This is a genomic window from Staphylococcus sp. HMSC14C01 (genome assembly GCF_001808085.1).
GTDB lineage: Bacteria > Bacillota > Bacilli > Staphylococcales > Staphylococcaceae > Staphylococcus > Staphylococcus hominis.
In genome coordinates, this window is record NZ_KV792037.1 from 75,105 (window position 1) to 94,284 (window position 19,180).

Here is a 19,180-nt window from a genome sequence, read left to right on the forward strand (position 1 = left end):
ATGACCAAAAAGACCATTTATTTTATTTGTACAGGGAATTCTTGTCGTAGCCAAATGGCTGAGGGTTTTGGAAAAGCAATTTTAGGTGATGAGTGGAATGTATATTCAGGAGGCATTGAAACACATGGTGTTAATCCTAAAGACATTAAAGCAATGAAAGAAGTGGTATCGACATTTCAAATCATACCTCGGATTTAATTAATGATACTATTTTAAAACAATCAAACTTAATAGTAACATATTATGCAGTCATGCTGATGCACATTGTCCTACTATTCCATCAGGTGTTAAAAAAGAACATTGGAGCTTCGATGACCCAGCCGGAAAAAATTGGTCAGAATTCCAACGTGTTCGAGATGACATTAAAAATGCGATTGAACAATTTAAATATAGAACATAATAAAACAGCAGTTTCTACGTATTTGACGTAGAAACTGCTGTTTATTGATATAGCCATTGCTTACCAAAAGTCACTTGTTACAATACTTTTTCTCTCGATGTCTAAATTTGGAATGTCCCTCTCATTCGCAACTGCATCTTTATAATTTAAATTAAGCACCTCAATGGCTTTATCAAACGTCACATTATCTTTACACATGTACTCCCATACAGTTTTATTGATGTACTCATTACCATCATAATAAAAGTCTTTCACCCACATTACTTATCATCCCTTTCTATTTATTACAGTTTGATATTACACCCAAAGTGTAATGTAGGCAAATCTTAAATAATTAGAAATTATTAATTATTTATCCGTTTATATGATGATAATTAAATGAATTTTTGGTCATTAAAAGTTGTTATAAAGAACTTATGGAAAAATTTTAAAAACCTATGATGATAAGCATTTGTTTATTTTTCTTCATCTTCTAATTTCACAAGTGTTGGTTTAGGCGTATGAATTCCTACATCATTAAAGTAACTTATGATTTCTTTTCTTAATAAACGTTGGCCTGGGAAATGCATGCCCGGTTTAACATGAGCTAATAATTTAATTACCATTTCATTACCATCAATACTATCTAAACCGAGTAGATCAGGTGCCGCAACGAACATATCGTATTTATCTTTTAATGTTGGTAAGAATGCTTTTAATTCTTTTTCAATAACGTCATAATCTTCATTTGGAGAAATTGGAATTGCAATAAGGGGTGATACATCTGTCTTAGAATAATTTACAATTTCACTAATTGTGCCATTAGGTAAGGTATACACTTCTCCAGTATCAGATTGAATACGAGTAGATCGTAATCCTATGGTTTGTACGGTTCCTTCTGCAATCGTTACACCTGATGAATTAATTTGAACATAATCGCTGACATCGAATTGTCCCTCAAAAATAACAAAAAAGCCGGTAATGATATCTTTTACAACAGTCTGGGCACCAAAACCAACGGCTAAACCAACGACACCGGCTCCAGCTAAAATAGCTGAGACGCTAATTCCAAAACGAGAGAGAACCGATGTAAGAACAATAAACCAAACAACATAACTAATTAAATTTTGAACAAGTGTTGAAAGTGTCTCACTTCTTTTAATTTTATAACGTGTCTTCTTCTTCTCATTGACTTTAAAAAATTTTGTTACTACTTTTCTAGAAATTGCAATAACAATCATACCTAATAAGATATAGGCAATAATAATTAAAATATTGGCTAGTAAATTTTGATAAAACTCTATCTTCGTTAATGGTTCAACAAATTTAATAAACAGTTGTTTCATTTGATTCACGTTGATATGATTCTCCTTTTATACTTATATTTTTAAATGATTGTGCGCCATTATTTAGAACACGACACTTAAATAAAAATGATACCATATTTTATATTTTATCTAAAATCATCACTTGATTTATACTTCCCATAAAAAACTTCATCCTCACTACTTCGTGAGAATGAAGTCATATATTAAATCATTATTATTTATGGTCTGAACTTTCAAAATATCGTCTTCTAAATTCTGGAGTTGCTACTTTTGATTCAAAGTCTTCTGGAATTTCTTCAGTACGTACGACTAATACATCACATGGCGCATGACGTACAATTGCTTCTGATACTGAACCAATCATAAAACGTTCGACTGCATTTAAGCCTGAAGCACCACACATAATTAAATCAACATTCAATTCATTTGCTAAATTTTTAGGAATGAGTAATTTTGGTGGGCCAAGTTCAAGTCGTGTTTCTACATTTGTCACGCCTTCTTTAACAGCGAGTTCTTTATAGCCTTCAAGTAATTTCTCAGAATACTCTTTAGACGGATCGAATTGAGATGCGTACACTTCATAAGCGGTATATGTTCTTGTATCAATCACATGCACAATCGTTAGCTTTGCATCATTACGTTTTGCTACATCAACGGCTTTATTAAAGGCCCATTCTGCTTCGTTTGATCCATCAACTGCAATTAAAATGTTTTTGTATGATAACATTTTAATCTCCCCCTTATCTGTTCTCATCTTTATTTTAGCACTATTTCAAAAAAATTAGTATTAATATGTAAAGCGCTTTCAAAATTTATATCATACGTTCTTCGCTATCAATTTGATACTGTAAGTAGGATAAAATAGCGCTATAACATCCTAATGATATCGTTAAAACAAATGGTAAAAGTTTGATTGATAACTCTCGGGTATGTTTAGAACTCGTTAATGTTAAATGATCAGTTAAAGCTTGCATATCTATATGACTAAAGCTTGCATAACTAATAATTACAAAAAAAGTTAACATCGCCATTAATTTCATTTTATTTACAAAGTCACTACTAAACTGAATCATTGAAAAAGCTAAAATAAGAATAATAATATTGAATATAACACTAAAAATAATCCACAACATAATAAATGTCGGATGATTTAATTTCCCCATGTTTAAAATATTTCCTTCGACCATTAAAGGTATTAAGAAACTAAATAAAATTGAAATGCTAAATGTAATGATCATTGTTAGTAATGCCCCTAACAGATTTAAAAATTCCCGCATAATATCCACCTTTTAAAAGTTAATATATTAATATTGTACAATTTAATACATTTATATGCTATATTCATCAAAATATTTAATTAACTATTTTCAACATCAACCTTATACTAACTTACAGTGTTGTAATTTTAGAATATCTTACTTACTATTTATTTTATTATATGTTTTTATAGAATTGAGGTGATCATGATATGCCAAATGAAAACTATAGAGAAAATGATATTTTAGGAGGCATTAGCTATTTAAGTGTCTTCTTTGCACCAGTATTATTTCCACTTATTGTATGGATCGTCGCACAACCACCAGCTTCGACCCATGCTAGAAATGCGTTATTCAATCACATCATGAGTTGGGTTATGGTGGTATTAGGATTAGTAACCCTATCTATTTCCCCGGCTTTTGTAAATAGTGAACGCGGTATCGGTTGGATCATTGCAATCCTCATCGCAGTTCTTTTCTTTATATGGGCACTTGTGCTATTTTTAAAAAATATCATTAGAGGTATTAAATTAATGATGCCATAAAAAAAAAGAGGAAGTGACGATAATCTCGTCGTTTCCTCTTTAATTTTATTAATCTCTTGTTGTATGAAACTAAAAAATGACCAATCAAATATTTTAAACTTTATCGTTTTCAGTATAAAAAGCAATACTATAATGTTGTTTGTGAGAATTATATATATACTTTTATTCCATTATGATTGTCTACTGTAATTATAATAAGGTTTGGTCGTTTTAGTATTAGATTGCGCTTGCAATACTATATTACGAAAAGTTGTATGATGTTTATATGAAAGTTGTAATCAATATTTTTATCATCATAACTTGTTTAATATCCATTATTTCTTAAGGTTTTCTTATTTTCCAATGATAAGGATCTTCAAGTTGATACCAATCAGAATTCATTTCGCTACTATTTAGCAGGCATTCATCGAGTTTTTTTTCGATTTTTTCTTGATCTAAGTCGGTACCAATAATGACAAATTGTGTATTTCTATCCCCATATTCAATATCCCAGCTTTCCGCTACGTCACGACGTTGAGCAAGTATCTCTTCACGTTTTTCTTTAGGCATTGATGCAACCCAATATGTAACTGGGCTGATATTACATGACAATCCTGCTTGTGACAGTAAACACGCAACCTCGTTATATTGCGCAAGCCATACAATACCTTTTGAACGAACAATGTTTTGAGGCATTTGTTCTAACCAATCATTGAAACGTTTCGCGTGAAACGGTAATCGTCTTGAATAGACAAACGAACTCATACCATATTCTTCAGTTTCCGGTGTATGTGCCTCATGGCCGCCTTCTGTTAGCTCCTTAATCCATCCTGCAGAATTGCTAGCTTTTTCAAAATCAAATCGTCCTGTATCTAAGACATCATTAATATCTACTTGAGACTGCGTTGTTTTAATTATTTTTGCATCTGGTTGTAATGTTCTAAGTATATGTTCTAATTTATCTAGCGCTTCATTTGTAACTAAATCTGTTTTATTCAATACAAGTACATCACAGAATTCAACTTGGTCTATTAATAAATCCGCAATTGAACGTTCATCTGTCACATCCGCACCTTGATTACGATCCACAAGTAAATCTTCAGAATGAATATCATTAACAAATCGATTCGCATCAACGACCGTAACCATCGTATCTAAACGACAAATCGAAGTGAGATCTATTCCCATCGCTTCATCGATATACGAGAACGTTTGCGCTACAGGTACTGGCTCAGAAATGCCCGTAGATTCAATAACGATATAATCAATATTGCCTTTATGTACCAGTCGTTCAACTTCTTTTAATAAATCGTCACGTAACGTGCAACAAATACATCCATTAGATAGTTCAACTAATTTTTCATCTGTTCTAGAGAGCCCACCACCATCAGCAACTAAATCTTTATCAACATTGACCTCACTCATATCATTTACAATAACTGCAATACGACGACCTTCTCGATGATTTAAAATATGATTTAGTAACGTTGTCTTCCCTGAGCCTAAATAACCACTAAATACAGTTACAGGTATCTTACTCATTTGTATCTCTCCTTTTTAAATCGTAATTATTACGATTTAAATTGTACAATGATTTTTAAGATTGTCAATGTTAATTAAATGAATGACGTGTTATATGACTTTTCTATGGCGAGTGATTTACCGCGTAATCATTAGTATGTCCTCACCTATACTTCAAAGTTTGGTATTTCTTAAAGGTATTAAATTTTTAATGACATCAATGATATTGTTTATGAAACATTGCTGATAGTTTTTATAAAAAAAGAGCGAAAAATAATTTTTCGCTCTTACAAATTATAAATAAATTTTTTATTTTTTAGTATTTCATTCAAATTTTGCGTTAATAAATTTAACTGAGATTGCACCCAGAAGCATCATGATTCCTGCAAATAATAACATCGCAGGCATTGAACTTCCTAATAGTGGGAAAAGTGCAAAGCTTACTACAGAAGCGACAATTTGTGGTAGACAAATACTTGTGTTAAATAAGCCTAGATAAGCACCTGAATTTTCTCCATCAATTGCTTCGGTTAATAGTGTAAATGGTTGAGTATTCATCGTTAAGTTATTAATACCAATGAATATAAATGAAATAATGAGTAACCATTGGTTATGAATAAAGAACATTGAAATAAGACCTAATCCACCAAAAATTAATCCAAAACTATACCAAAATTTTCTTTGAGAGGGTTTAGATTTTGCAATGACAAAACCAAAAATAACTGAACTTAAAAATTGTATACAGTATAACACACCATACCAGTTCCCTGCTGCTTGATATCCTGCTGAAGAAGGGTCTGTCGCATTCCATACATTTTTTGCTATTGCACCTGTTGAATACGTCCAGAGATACATTAATGCAAACCAGTTAAAAAATTGAACTACACTAATTTGCCAAAATTGTTTAGGCGCAGTTTTTAACAGTTGCCATAAATTTAATTTCTCATTCCTATTGTCATCTGAAATGCCGTGATAATAGTTATATGTTTTAGGTTCATATTCTTTAACGGAAAGAACCGTCCAAATAGAAGCAATGAGTAATACCGCTGCTGCAATATAATAAGCTATTTTTACTGTCATCGGTACTTCCCCTTTAGGCGCTACATTACTCATTCCCATAATTGTTAGTAAAAATGGTAATAGTGTAGCAATAATACCACCTAAATTTGAGAAGATTTGTTGCCATGACCAGGCCATATCTCTTTGTTTTTCGTTTACCATATCTCCAATAATCATTTTATAGGGCTGCATACACGCATTTGAAGTCAAATCCATAAGTAACGTCATGATTGCACCAAATGATAACGCCATAAGTGATGCATATCCAAATCCAAACGAACCTGCATTAGGTAGTAGGACTAATACGATCGCTCCAATGGGACCAGCAATTAAAAGATATGGCATCCGACGTCCAAATCTAGTCCAAGTTCTATCAGAATAGTATCCAATAAGTGGTTGTACAATCATTCCTGCTAATGGCGGCAAAATAAAAAACCAACCTAAATTATTAGGGTCGGCGCCTAGCGTTTGAAATATTCTTCCCATCATTGCTGATTGAAGTGCAAATGCCATGTTTACTCCGAAGAAACCAAATGTAATAGAAAAAATAACTGCTTTTTTTAAATAGGGTAGTGTGATACCTTGTTCTTCAGTATTTTTAGTATGTATTTGATCTGTATCTTTCATTTCTATCTCTCCTATTTATTACTTGATATAGTCATTTAATTCAATGATTAAATAGCTATATCAAATAACAATTTATTGGAATCGTTTTCAACTGTAATTATAACATTTTTGAGTTTCTTTGGAAACGCTCGCATCCCCTATAAATAAATCAGAGTTCATTTTATTTTCTAATCTCATATATATCATAATTACCTAATTTAGGTATTTTTATAGATAATTAAAGATTATTGTGATGATAATAGATATATTAATACTTAAAAACAAAATATATAACATAATCTATAATTAGATTATTACAATAAATAACGATAGAAAAAATTGATTATATTAAATATAATTAGATTATTATTTGTATTTTAACTACTTTTTAAAATACATTAGATTATCAAAAAGATTACTAATTAAAGGAGTATAAAAATGAAGGTTATAAAGAGTAAAGAAATCAATCATAGGCCTAAAGTAAGTGTATTAATTAGTACGTATAACAAAGAAAAATTTATTAATAAAACATTAGATAGTGTCTTAAAACAATCGATGGATATGAGAGATTTTGAATTAATCGTGGTGGATGACTGTTCTACTGACCAAACCGTTGATATTGTTTCTAAAAAAATAGACAGTTTTTCTAATTACAAATTTATTCAATTAGATCAAAATTCGGGTACACCTGCGAAACCACGAAATTTATCTATTGATTTAAGTAAGGGAAAGTACATCATGTTTATAGACGGTGATGATTGGTTACCTGAAGATGCTCTAGAAAAGTTATATACACTTTTAAAAACAAACAAGACAGACTATGCTACAGGCTTAACAAAATATGTACATAGTGATCGCATAGCTAGAAGTGGCGTTGCTCTATCTAAAATTGCATATAATAAAGTAGATTTAAAACACTTTAGAAAATCATTTTATCATTTAGCACCTGCTGGTCGTATGATTAAAGCTAGCGTCATTAAAAAGAATCATATTCAATTTCCAGAAATGATTTTTGGAGAAGATTTACAATTTTTCGCAGAAGTCTTTTTCAATACTAAACGTATTAGTACAACACAAGATGTGGTTTATTGTGCTAACCGTTACGACGATAATATTTCTTTAGTAAAATCAGAAAAATCAACACATATTAATCGTATGAAATGGCAAGGTGAAGCCTATCGTCACTTAATGAGTAAGTATAAAAATAATAAATTAATGCCTAATTTACTATATCGTATTATTAATAAAGATGTTTTAGAAGCTAAATTCTATAAAAAAAGCTTTATTAAAAACATAAATGAGTTACTTCCTATTTTTCAAAATATCATTCATATGGTAGATGAACATTTCGATGCTTTAGACTATGCAGATGATGATTTAAACCGACAAGCCATCAAACTAATACGTGAGGGGAATAAAGAAGACATTATCAGTTTTGTTAAATTCTATCTTAAAAAAGATGATAAGCCGCTTCATGAGAAAAACGATATATATTACTATTCGTTTAAAGGAACACATTACAAAAAAAGAATGCATCCTACATTACTAAAAATCTCTCAAGAGAATGATAAGGTGTTCTTAAAAATACTTTCTAAAAACTCTGAGTTAAAGTATCTAGAAGTAAAACATCGAAAAAATCCAACTCAATTCATCGTATTAGATATTAAGAAACATCGTTTTAAATCTGGAGAATATACTGTTCAATTTACAACAAAGAATTTACCTGATGGAAAATTAGCTCTTACAGTTTTAGATAAAGATTTAAATGGCTCAGTTATCAAATCAGGCATGCGTTTTGATTTTTATGAAACTGTTGGTGGCAATTTAGGATATATTAAAAAGTAATTAAAATCTTAGATGTTTCGCCACCGTAGCATTCATTTTACATATATTTATTCGATATATGTAAAATAACGATCTTAATAAATTATAAATCTTAGTCTTGTTATCTATGTATTTTTATAATTCCAAAAGAAATTATGCTAAATTTCAAAATAATCCTGTACTTATTCATTCAAAAGGTGTATAGTTGGTTTCACGTAATAAAAGCTCGTATTTTGGATTGTAGTATATTTTTATAGAATATTCTCTTTTAATTTATGAATTTGTTACAAATATGATGTGCAAAAGCACTTGGAGGTATTCTATATGAATAACGGTACAGTTAAATGGTTTAACGCAGAAAAAGGGTTTGGATTTATCGAAAGAGAAGACGGTGACGATGTGTTTGTTCACTTCTCAGGTATCGCTACTGATGGATATAAAACGTTAGAAGAAGGTCAAAAAGTAGAGTTTGACATCACTGAAGGTCAACGTGGCAAACAAGCAACAAATGTTGTCCCTGTTTAAACATAAATTTTAGCACAAGCATGTATGTATACGTGCTTGTGCTTTTTTTACATAATTTATAAAAGAATAATACTTAAAATTAATCTCCTACTGTCACTTAATATATCCTACTATATATTCTGTCATACATATCACTCAGTGTTAATCCCTAGTATAACCTGGTTTATCTTCATTTAAGATTACATTACCTCCGTTTAAATAACTTGCGTAACTTAACCAAATGACATAAGGTAACATTAATAAACCAGCATACTTATTAGATGCATAAAAACGATGTGCAGTAATATTTCCAGCTGCAAGTAATACATAACTTTCAATTAAAGATGTCTTTCTCAGTTTTAAATTGAAATAAAGTATCGTCCACGCATAATTCAATCCTAATTGTGCATAATGAGCACGTGTTATAGACTGTTTCTCTCTTTTATGAGCTGCATGCGCATATGATAATTGATAAGCTACTCCCATTGAGGTATAAAGTAGTGGCCATACAATTGGAAATACTTTAGCTGGAGGTGAAAAAGGTGGTTTTTCATAATGTTTATAATCATTTTGAGCTTTAGCTGTTAATCTCCCAATAACCATTCCACCTGCTAAAGGTAATACAATTCTTGTAACTTTTTTAATATTAATCATCATTCTCTCCTTTAAAGTCTTACTATATTTAATACCCTACTTTTATATAATTAATGAGTTATGAATCTATTATTAAAAAACAAAATAATGTAGTCTCACGCTAAAATATCCTCCTAAATACCATCATGTAGATACATAGGAGGACATTCTTTAAACAGTTCATTTAATGTTTTTATGGCTACCATTATATTTTGGCTAATTACTTTTAATTTAGATTGGCCGTTTTAATTATTTCTCCTAAAGGGCATCTAGAGTCACTATTATTCTTCTTCACCAACAACTGTGAAACGTTCATTAATATGCGCTTTATTTTCATCTTCATCTACTATAGCAATAGCAAAATCTGCATAACTGATATAACTATTACCTTTACTATTAAATAATAATTGATCTTTTCCTAACGTATAGGTGCCTGTACGTTTACCTTCAAAGTCAAATTCCGCTGATGGACTAATAAAGGTCCAAGTAATTCCTTCAGCATGTTGTAAGTCTTGTAAGTTACGACTTGATCCTTTAGCTGTTGGTTTCACTATTTCCGGGAAATCTGGTGTATCCATAACACGTATAGTATGCGCATCATCTGCGAATAGACTACCAGCACCCCCTACAATAATGGCTCTTGTATCTACATCTTTTAATATGTTAATCAATATGCGTCCTACTTCAACGTGCACTTCTTCTTCACCTAATGGCGCGCCAAATGCATTGACTACCACGTCTAAATCTTTAATATCGTCTGAAGTTAAATCAAATACATCTTTTTCAATCACTTTAACATCTTTATCAGCATCTAATTTAGCAACATTTCTTACAATCGCAGTGACTTCATGTCCACGTTGTTGTGCTTCATCTAATACTTTAGTTCCTAATTTACCTGTTGCCCCAATAATACCAATGTTCATCGTTTGTTCCTCCACTTCTATATTTATCAGAGCTGTCTCTTGGATGTCCCTCAACATGTTATCAATATAATTACATTTCTATTAAAAGCCTATTGATCTGTTTTTATTTTCCTTTCTAATATGAAGTCATTGAAACATGCTTCACAACGATTAGTTTAAAATCACCTTGTGCTATACATATTGAGTTCAATGTGTTGACTTAATTAATCTAAGTCTCTATTGTCAATATGAAGAATCATACAAACGCGTATATTCTATCTTATATGTATAAGGGGAAATGACTGTGATGAATGTAAAAGCAAGAGCTGTAAATGGCCCAGATTCTGAATTTTTCGCTACTGAAATTAAACGTCGTGATTTGGATAAACATGATGTATTAATAGAAATTAAATATGCGGGTATTTGTCACTCTGATATCCATACTGCTCGAGAAGAATGGGGGCCTGTCGATTATCCACTCGTACCAGGTCATGAAATTGCAGGTATTGTTAAAGAAGTCGGTCCTAACGTCACTAAATATAAAGTTGGCGACCGTGTAGGTGTTGGATGTATGGTGGATTCTTGTGGTGAATGTGAAAACTGCAAAAATAACGAAGAACAATACTGCTTAAATGGAAGTGTAGGTACTTATGCAAGTACTGACAAATATGGTGAGAAAACACAAGGCGGTTACTCAACACATATTGTTGTCCAAGAAGATTTCGTATTACGTATTCCTGACAATATCAGTTTAGAGGTTGCTGCTCCTTTACTATGTGCGGGGATTACAACTTACTCACCTTTAAATCATTGGAAAGCCTATGAAGGTAAAAAGAATGTAGCAATCATTGGTATGGGTGGTCTTGGACATATGGCAGTTCAAATTGCACATGCAATGGGCGCTAACGTGACTGTGTTATCACGTACGTTAAATAAAAAAGAAGATGGTTTAAAATTTGGTGCTTCAGCTTATTATGCAACAAGTGACGAATCAACATTTAAAGAACTTGCTGGTTCATTTGACTTAATTATTAATACTGTAAGTGCAAAATTAGACATAGATGACTATCTTAAATTATTAGCCTTAGATGGTACACTCGTTAATGTTGGTGCCCCAGCTGAGCCTGTATCCTTACAAGTATTTAATTTAATTGGTCATCGCCGTTCATTTGCTGGATCTGCTATCGGTGGTATTAAAGAAACGCAAGACATGTTAGATTTCTGTTCCGAACATCATATCGCCCCACAAATTGAATTAATTACAGCAGATGATATTGATGAAGCTTACGAAAGAGTGTTGGCATCTAAAGTTAAATATCGTTTTGTTATTGATATCAGTACAATGTAATCATAAAAATGCCCATGAGATGTGGGCATTTTTTATTACTTAACTATTATATTAAGTTTCTGTTAGTCTTTCTCTCACTATTTAAGATAAACAGTTCATCAGTTATAGATTCCAACTATACTTTTTACAATATTTAATATTGATTGTTATCGTTTTTTTACATTTAATATATATAATAGTCTTAATACTAAATAATTATATCTTGTTAAATAATTTATAATTAAATCATAATGTTTTATTATATGTATTAAGTGATATATATATATACAAATGAAGAAAATGTTCAATAAAGAAAATTAAATAAATAAAGGAGTTTGTCTAGATGAATGAATTAACACAATATTTAAAAGAAGTCGCCAAGCAATTAGAAATACAAAATGCATATAGTGAATTAAATAGAGCAAGTCAAAACAATGAAAATCAAGCTACAGATAAATTTAATGACACTTTAAAAGCAATTGAAGATAAATATGCTTATGATTCATCACCTCGCGTTATACCAAATAGAGCTTCATTAAAAACATTAAATAGAGTAAAAGCGATCGAAGATAAATACGCTAAAGCGATGAAAACGTTAGAAAGACTTAGAAAATCTAGATTATCAAGAAATAATAAGGATTCAACTCAAATAGAAAACTTAATAAAACAATCAGAAAATGGTTTTAATGATTATCACACACGTGATGATCAATATAATTTTGCAACAAGTGTAGCTCAAGAGTTAGAAAAATTAAAAAATGAATATATTATCTCACCTAAAGAAGCTAAAAATATATTTGGCAAATATGTATTCCATACTAATGAATTTCATTTAAGCGACCATGAACTATATAAAATCAAATTTGCGTATGGTCTTGAATAGATAGTTCATTTCTTATGACCTAACTAGGCAGATCGTGTAAAAACCATGTACACGTTTATATAAACGTTATACTCATTTTTTTATTATTAACATATTTGAACATAGACAAATACAAGGCATAGTCGCATAATGGCCTTAGGGGAAAGATTATGTATGAGTTGGGAGTTCAATTATATATTATGTATCTACGGGGATTATACGGATGGTATAATCTCTTTTTTTATCTTCTTCAATAGTATTGCTCATCATCATGTAAATTTCTAAAGCAAAACTTCTCTATTAAAGTAACTTAATCCAATATTTTAACTTTGTCTGATTGATATCAATCTTTCTTCCCTTTTCATGTATCAATCATTACCACCTCATTTGTATCTGGTTAGTGTACTTAATATAACTCCAAATAATCTAAACTAAAATTGTCTAATGATTAATGATATTCTTTTTCTACGTTGTCTCGTCTAAAATCGTCTAACCATAATTTAGTAGTGATAAATACGTCTTCACGTTTAAGTCCTGTTGTTACAAGACTCTCCCCTAATTTTTCTTCATTTCCATAAATGAATGTAACATCGATGCGTCTATATCCTTTCTACTAAAATAACCTCTAATTCGAACATATCTATATCATCTCAACATAATATATGACTCTTCAGCGTTTATAATATGTTACAAGGGGTAGATTGGCAGGAGGAGGGCGATATTAATGAAAGCAGTTACTTATCAAGGTCATAAAAATATGGAAGTTCGTGAAGTAAACGATCCAACGATAGAAGAATCAACAGATGCAATTATTAAAATAACCGCTTCAGGTATATGTGGTTCTGATTTACATCTTTATCATCAAGGCGATTTATTTATGGATCCTGGCTTTGTTATTGGACATGAGCCAATAGGAATTGTAGAAGAAGTAGGAAAAGACGTTAAGACCTTAAAAAAAGGGGATAGAGTGGTTATACCTTTTAACATCGGTTGTGGTAACTGCTTCTATTGTAATAACCATATGGAATCTCAATGCGACAACTCTAATCCATCCCCTGCAAATTGGAAAATGGACAATGGTGGACTTTTCGGTTTTGGTGCCATGCACGGGAATCACTGGGGAGGACAAGCAGAGTATTTAAGAGTTCCATTTGCTGACTTCTCTTCTTTCAAAGTTCCAGATAGTGATTTGAAAGACGAACAAGTATTATTTTTATCTGATGTTGTCCCAACAGCTTATTGGAGTGTAGAACATGCGGGCGTAAAATCTGGTGATACTGTTATTGTTCTAGGTTGTGGTCCAATCGGTTTAATGGCACAAAAATTTGCTAAATTAAAAGGTGCTGAACGTGTGATTGCCATTGATAATGTGGAACATAGATTAAACCATGCGAAAAAATTCAATGGTGCTGAAGTGTATAATTTTTCTAAAGAAGATAATATCGGAAAATTACTTCGTGAAACTACACGTGGTGGTGCAGATGTTGTGATAGATTGTGTGGGAATGGATGGACAAGTCGCTCAAGATGATTTAGAGATGAGTTCAAATTCAGCACAACGCGGTAATATTAGTCCAATTATTACAGCAGCAGAATCAGTAAGAAAATTTGGTACCATTCAATTAACTGGTATTTATGCTACACCTGCAGATAATTTTCCAATAGATTTAATTTTTAATAGAGATGTTCAAGTAAAAAGTGGTCAAGCGCCAGTTATTCATCAAATGCCAAAATTATATGAAATGATTAAAAATGAAGTATTTGATCCAACAGAAATTATAACGCATACCATGCCTTTAGAAGAAGCAAAACAAGCGTATGATATTTTCGATCAGAAAAAAGATAACAATATTAAAGTCATTTTAAAACCACAATAATGACTATATAAATAAAAAAATATATACGTAACTTATTGAACAAATAGATAAAAAAGCCCAGGACATTATTAAGTATCTTGGGCATTTTTAATATGTTAGCAGTCGATGACTGAGTTGAAAATGCACTTATGCTAAGCTTTTTTCAATCCTAATTCTTTTTGATAAACTTGGTGAAATGAGACGATGATTTCAAAATACATTCTGTCCCACTCTTTTTTTCAATTATTTTGATGCTATGATTAAGAAATTTCTTCATTGTAAGAATAGAATTCGAAAAAACAAAACAAGCTAAGGATAACTAGCTTAAGTTACCTTCTAAGAAATTCAATAGATGATGTTGTCAGTCTCTCTGTTATAAATATTTATTATTGCAGTTTTAATAACATTTTTTCAGTAATACAGCTTCGATACTTGTCTAGTCTTCATCTTCTTTACATCCATTTGTGCTATACAGTAATTAAAACTCATACTTCTAATCACAGTGTTTGTGACTAATTTTTAACGGGTAGAATTCTAGTAATACACTTTTTAATATAGGAGGAAACTTAAATGAATGATAAAACAGTTTACGATGTCATCGATATAGGTGTAAATCATTTACTATCTGTGTATGATAATTGGAATGTTGAACGCGTATTAGATAAAGAAAATGATGTTTTTCCAAATACGTTACATTGGCAATTTGGACACGTTTTAACGATTTTCGATTCTGCTTTATCAATAGGTGGTCAAAATGCCGTAGATATCGCTAAATATACTAAACTATTTGGTTATGGATCTAGTCCTGCTAACTGGGAAGGACAAGATGTTCCAGCAATCGAAACGATTAAAGAAAACTTAAAAACACTTCCTGAACGTGCGCGCAAACTAACGGATGAACAATTATCACAAGAACTTAAACAACCTATTGCTGGTTGTCAAACACTTAATGAATTATTAGTACTAAATGCCTTCCATGTTCCATTACATGCCGGCAAGATTGAAGAAATGACTCGTGTGCTTAAACACGACGAATAATTTAAGGGTCATCATTTATAGTTTACGAGAAGATATTTGCGCATTATGATTGCGAATAGTATGTTGTGAAAAATTAAGACTAGTATCATTTAACTACCTTGTTTGGCGTAGAAAAATGCAATGTACTGATAAAATATTAATATAAAACGCTTAATAGACGATATTCTTCACGTCTATTAAGCGTTTTTTGATAAATGTTATTCTTCTAAGACTTCTTTTTAATTTTTATATCTATTTATTTCTCAATTTAGAACTAGATTTTTAGCGTGCTTTCAGTTCATTTCCTGTCATCCATTTATGATTTTTAATGATTTTACCATTATCTTTGGATTTGTAATCAACCACGTAAACAGTAGTCTTTTTCACGTTATCTATATTGGCTGTAGCACCTTTCATACCAGACATATGATTTGCTTCTAATTTAACAGTATCGCCTTTACTAAATCCATCTTTAGGTGCATCTTTGATCTCTTCGTTTACGACCCATTTATGATTGTTTACTTTTTCATTTCCATTTGTGGGTTTATAACTTACAACATAGGCATATGTTTTATACGCACCTTTTACAGTAGCTTCTGCACCTTTCATACCTGGCATATGTCCTGCTGTAATCGTTACTTTATCTCCTACTTTAAATTCACCCTCATTAGTCGATGTCATATCTTCAGGAACTTTACTTTCATCATTATGCTTCATATGGCTCTCACTTTTTTGGTCATTAGTGTCTTTATCTTTTTCATCATTATTGGAGCAAGCTGATAATATTAGTAATGATCCTAATATCATAAAAAATAATTTTTTAATCATAATAAAACTCCTATCTTTTATTTTAATTTTAATGTAAAGGCATTAATTGCAACAATAACCGTACTTAGTGACATTAAAATAGCACCTATTGCAGGTGATAAAATCAAGCCGATAAAAGCTAATGCGCCAGCTGCTAAAGGTACAGCAACAATATTATAACCTGCACCCCACCATAAGTTTTGCACCATTTTTCTCATAGTATTATTTGAAAGAGTCAAGAAATGAATGATATCTGATGGATTACTTTTAACAAGTATGACATCACCTGAATCCACTGCAACATCTGTGCCTGCACCAATTGCTATACCAATATCGGCTCTTATAAGACTCGGCGCATCGTTGATACCGTCTCCGACCATCATGACTTTATTACCGTCACTTTGATAATCTTTTATAATGCTTTCCTTATCTTCTGGCATGAGTTGTGCGTGGACATCACTAATACCTAATTCTTTTGCGACAGCGTGTGCCACTTCATTATTATCACCTGTAAGCATGACTGGTGTAATATGTCTTGATAGTAAATCAGCTACCATTTGTTTTGAGCTTTCTTTAATTTGATCTCCTTGAGCAATCATGCCAATGACTTGTTGATCCTCAATTAAATAGCTGATTGAATTACCTTGTTGAGCTAATTTAGTAAACAAGTCATCGTCATAATTAAGTTTATGTTTATCAAGATAAGAGACATTTGTTATTTTATATGTTTTATTATCAATTAGACCTTCTAATCCGACACCCGGAATATTATTAACGTCTTGTGGATTAGTAAATGAAACATTTTTACTTTTCGCAAAATCAACAATACTTATAGCTAATGGGTGATTAGATTGACTTTCTAATGAGGCGAAAAGGCTTAATATTGTATCATTACTCAAATCATTTTTAAAGCTCTCATAATGATTCACAGAAAAGTTACCCTCAGTTAAAGTACCAGTTTTATCCATCATTACATAATCGATATGTTGAGCTATTTCTACAGACTCTCTATTTTTAATAATTAAACCATTATGTGCACCAATTGAAGTCGAACGTGCAGTGACTAAAGGTATTGCCAAGCCTAAAGCATGTGGACAAGCAATGACTAACACAGTTACAAGACGTTCTAATGCAAAATCAACATCATTTTGAATGAGCATCCAGACAATAAAAGAAATCACGCCAACAATTACAGCAAAGTAGAATAAATAACCCGCTACTTTATCAGATAACAATTCAGCACTAGATTTATCATTTTGTGCTTGATTAACAAGTCCCATAACTTGAGAAAGATATCCATCTTCTCCCACAGCTGTAACCTTGACTTGTATTGTTCCAGACCCATTAATAGAACCCCCGATGACGTTGTCATTTTGATTTTTTTGTACTTTTTTAGATTCTCCAGTGACTAGGGATTCATCTATAGATGTTTGTCCTTGAACGATAATACCATCTGTTGGAATGCTTTCTCCGGCTTTTACTTCGACGATATCATCAGTCATGATGTCTGATATTTTAACTTCTTCGCGTTGGCCATTATCCATAACTTTAATCGCACTATTAGGTAACAGTTCTGCCATTTTCTTTAAAGCATCTCCAGCATTTCCGACAGCATTCATTTCTATCCAATGTCCTAATAGCATAATTAAAATTAAGGTTGCTAATTCCCAAAAAAAGTCCATTGTATGACCAGTTGCACTACTAAAGTTATTCATATAAAAAGCATACAAGCTATAAATATAAGCTACTGAAATACCTAGAGCAACTAAGGTCATCATGCCTGGTTTTTTTTCAGCAATTTCATCTTTACCACCAGACAAGAACGGTTTACCACCATAAAAGAATAAAATTGTACTTAATATTAACACTACCCATTCAGAACCTGGAAATGTGAATTGAAAAGGTAAGTTAACACCCATCATTGGCGATAAAAGAATGATAGGTATTGCAAAAATTAATGAAACAAAAAACTTAACTTTAAAATTTCCATGATGATGTGCATGGCCACTATGATGATTATGTGATTCATGGTTATCATGATGCATGTGATTGGAATGATTCATGTGATTTTGATGATTATGCGCTTCACCATTATTATTCAAATTAACCCCTCCTAATAAAAATGTTATAGTAAAACTACTTATACTATAACATATACCCCCCTAGGGTATAAATAGTTTCGATTTATCTCCATTTATGGATTTATTTATATCATTCTGAAAATGATGTCTACACGTCCTACATTAGACCTTGTCATCGATGTTTAAAACAAGGTTTTAATTAAAAAATCTCATCTGAACTATCGCATGACAATACACTCTGACCAAGGTTAGCATTATCAACACAAATCATATATTACTATTCTTAAAGAAAATAACGCATTTCAAAGTAGGTCTAGAAAAGCAAATTGTCTAGATCATTATTTAATGAAGCCAGTAAATGAATTCATAATAAACTCATTTACTGGCTATTTTTCTAGTATTTATATTCAGTCTTTTCAAACTAAATTAATCATTTTTTGATTCTCAAATTCTACGCCACAATAGCTGCATTTTATTAAAGATACTATATATTCAATCAATTTCAGAGTGAGTTATATACAACCTCATTTTTAGTTTTATTTATAATATGATTCTGCGTATCGGTTAATGATGCGGTTTTTAATTAACGTCTTTTTGTTATAAGTCTTAAAGAAATACTAAATAAACAACATCATTTTCCTTAATTGAAACGAAAGAACGACAAATTCCATACTATTACATTGAAATTTGTCGTT

General features: G+C 31.3%; 18 protein-coding genes and 1 pseudogene. 8 read left to right on the top strand and 11 right to left on the bottom strand.

Going from position 1 to position 19,180, the window contains the following annotated elements; translation table 11 throughout:
- Window positions 1–400, top strand: a pseudogene (gene arsC, locus HMPREF3131_RS06265) (arsenate reductase (thioredoxin)).
- A gap of 60 nt (window positions 401–460) precedes the next feature.
- Here the strand turns inward: arsC and HMPREF3131_RS06270 are convergent.
- The 4 genes from HMPREF3131_RS06270 to HMPREF3131_RS06285 all read right to left on the bottom strand — a co-directional run bounded on the left by HMPREF3131_RS06270 (window position 461) and on the right by HMPREF3131_RS06285 (window position 2,984).
- A complete protein-coding gene (locus HMPREF3131_RS06270; RefSeq protein WP_017174724.1) occupies window positions 461–661 on the bottom strand; it encodes a hypothetical protein in 201 nt (66 codons plus the stop codon).
- Between the two features lie 194 nt (window positions 662–855).
- A complete protein-coding gene (locus HMPREF3131_RS06275) occupies window positions 856–1,725 on the bottom strand; it encodes a mechanosensitive ion channel family protein (protein ID WP_093514785.1) in 870 nt (289 codons plus the stop codon).
- A 196-nt stretch (window positions 1,726–1,921) separates the two neighbouring features.
- Complete coding sequence (locus tag HMPREF3131_RS06280; RefSeq protein ID WP_017174722.1) at window positions 1,922–2,434, bottom strand: universal stress protein; 513 nt, start codon at window positions 2,432–2,434, stop codon at window positions 1,922–1,924.
- An 85-nt stretch (window positions 2,435–2,519) separates the two neighbouring features.
- Entirely contained in the window at window positions 2,520–2,984 is a 465-nt protein-coding gene (locus tag HMPREF3131_RS06285) for a hypothetical protein (RefSeq protein ID WP_017174721.1), read from the bottom strand.
- A gap of 191 nt (window positions 2,985–3,175) precedes the next feature.
- Between HMPREF3131_RS06285 and HMPREF3131_RS06290 the strand changes: the two genes are divergently transcribed.
- The gene (locus tag HMPREF3131_RS06290; RefSeq protein ID WP_017174720.1) at window positions 3,176–3,508 is read left to right on the top strand and encodes a magnetosome magnetite crystal formation protein family; all 333 of its coding nucleotides are present in this window, start codon (window positions 3,176–3,178) and stop codon (window positions 3,506–3,508) included.
- A 321-nt stretch (window positions 3,509–3,829) separates the two neighbouring features.
- Here the strand turns inward: HMPREF3131_RS06290 and HMPREF3131_RS06295 are convergent, their stop codons facing one another.
- Window positions 3,830–5,029, bottom strand: coding sequence for a GTP-binding protein (locus HMPREF3131_RS06295; RefSeq protein ID WP_070436556.1), 1,200 nt, complete (start codon window positions 5,027–5,029; stop codon window positions 3,830–3,832).
- A gap of 303 nt (window positions 5,030–5,332) precedes the next feature.
- Window positions 5,333–6,694, bottom strand: coding sequence for an SLC45 family MFS transporter (locus HMPREF3131_RS06300; RefSeq protein WP_037541663.1), 1,362 nt, complete (start codon window positions 6,692–6,694; stop codon window positions 5,333–5,335).
- Window positions 6,695–7,111: 417 nt separating this feature from the next.
- On the opposite strand from HMPREF3131_RS06300, the gene HMPREF3131_RS06305 reads away from it, so the two are divergent.
- Entirely contained in the window at window positions 7,112–8,518 is a 1,407-nt protein-coding gene (locus tag HMPREF3131_RS06305; RefSeq protein ID WP_070436557.1) for a glycosyltransferase family 2 protein, read from the top strand.
- Window positions 8,519–8,821: 303 nt separating this feature from the next.
- Window positions 8,822–9,022, top strand: coding sequence for a cold-shock protein (locus HMPREF3131_RS06310; RefSeq protein ID WP_002449489.1), 201 nt, complete (start codon window positions 8,822–8,824; stop codon window positions 9,020–9,022).
- A gap of 141 nt (window positions 9,023–9,163) precedes the next feature.
- On the opposite strand, the gene HMPREF3131_RS06315 is transcribed toward HMPREF3131_RS06310, so the two are convergent.
- Together HMPREF3131_RS06315 and HMPREF3131_RS06320 are read right to left on the bottom strand one after the other, a co-directional pair.
- The gene (locus HMPREF3131_RS06315; RefSeq protein ID WP_002449492.1) at window positions 9,164–9,655 is read right to left on the bottom strand and encodes a TspO/MBR family protein; all 492 of its coding nucleotides are present in this window, start codon (window positions 9,653–9,655) and stop codon (window positions 9,164–9,166) included.
- A 260-nt stretch (window positions 9,656–9,915) separates the two neighbouring features.
- Window positions 9,916–10,557 (bottom strand): NAD(P)-dependent oxidoreductase, encoded by a 642-nt coding sequence (locus HMPREF3131_RS06320; RefSeq protein ID WP_070436559.1) that lies wholly within the window; start codon window positions 10,555–10,557, stop codon window positions 9,916–9,918.
- 283 nt (window positions 10,558–10,840) lie between these two features.
- Here HMPREF3131_RS06320 and HMPREF3131_RS06325 point away from each other — a divergent pair, with 283 nt between their 5' ends.
- Together HMPREF3131_RS06325 and HMPREF3131_RS06330 are read left to right on the top strand one after the other, a co-directional pair.
- Complete coding sequence (locus HMPREF3131_RS06325; protein ID WP_049417543.1) at window positions 10,841–11,884, top strand: NAD(P)-dependent alcohol dehydrogenase; 1,044 nt, start codon at window positions 10,841–10,843, stop codon at window positions 11,882–11,884.
- Between the two features lie 322 nt (window positions 11,885–12,206).
- Window positions 12,207–12,746, top strand: coding sequence for a hypothetical protein (locus HMPREF3131_RS06330; RefSeq protein ID WP_002454599.1), 540 nt, complete (start codon window positions 12,207–12,209; stop codon window positions 12,744–12,746).
- Window positions 12,747–13,173: 427 nt separating this feature from the next.
- Here HMPREF3131_RS06330 and HMPREF3131_RS11630 read toward each other — a convergent pair whose 3' ends face one another.
- The gene (locus HMPREF3131_RS11630) at window positions 13,174–13,320 is read right to left on the bottom strand and encodes a hypothetical protein (protein WP_128805162.1); all 147 of its coding nucleotides are present in this window, start codon (window positions 13,318–13,320) and stop codon (window positions 13,174–13,176) included.
- Window positions 13,321–13,449: 129 nt separating this feature from the next.
- Here HMPREF3131_RS11630 and HMPREF3131_RS06335 point away from each other — a divergent pair, with 129 nt between their 5' ends.
- Together HMPREF3131_RS06335 and HMPREF3131_RS06340 are read left to right on the top strand one after the other, a co-directional pair.
- On the top strand, window positions 13,450–14,601 hold the full coding sequence (locus tag HMPREF3131_RS06335) for a zinc-dependent alcohol dehydrogenase (protein ID WP_070436560.1): 1,152 nt from the start codon (window positions 13,450–13,452) through the stop codon (window positions 14,599–14,601).
- 549 nt (window positions 14,602–15,150) lie between these two features.
- Entirely contained in the window at window positions 15,151–15,618 is a 468-nt protein-coding gene (locus HMPREF3131_RS06340) for a bacillithiol transferase BstA (RefSeq protein WP_070436561.1), read from the top strand.
- A gap of 261 nt (window positions 15,619–15,879) precedes the next feature.
- On the opposite strand, the gene HMPREF3131_RS06345 is transcribed toward HMPREF3131_RS06340, so the two are convergent.
- Window positions 15,880–16,425: a YdhK family protein gene (locus HMPREF3131_RS06345; protein ID WP_002488449.1), complete on the bottom strand. Its 546-nt coding sequence runs from the start codon at window positions 16,423–16,425 to the stop codon at window positions 15,880–15,882.
- A 17-nt stretch (window positions 16,426–16,442) separates the two neighbouring features.
- Window positions 16,443–18,506 carry a heavy metal translocating P-type ATPase gene (locus HMPREF3131_RS06350; protein WP_070436562.1) on the bottom strand — a complete coding sequence of 688 codons (2,064 nt, stop codon included), beginning with the start codon at window positions 18,504–18,506 and terminating at the stop codon, window positions 16,443–16,445.
- Window positions 18,507–19,180 lie beyond the last annotated feature (674 nt).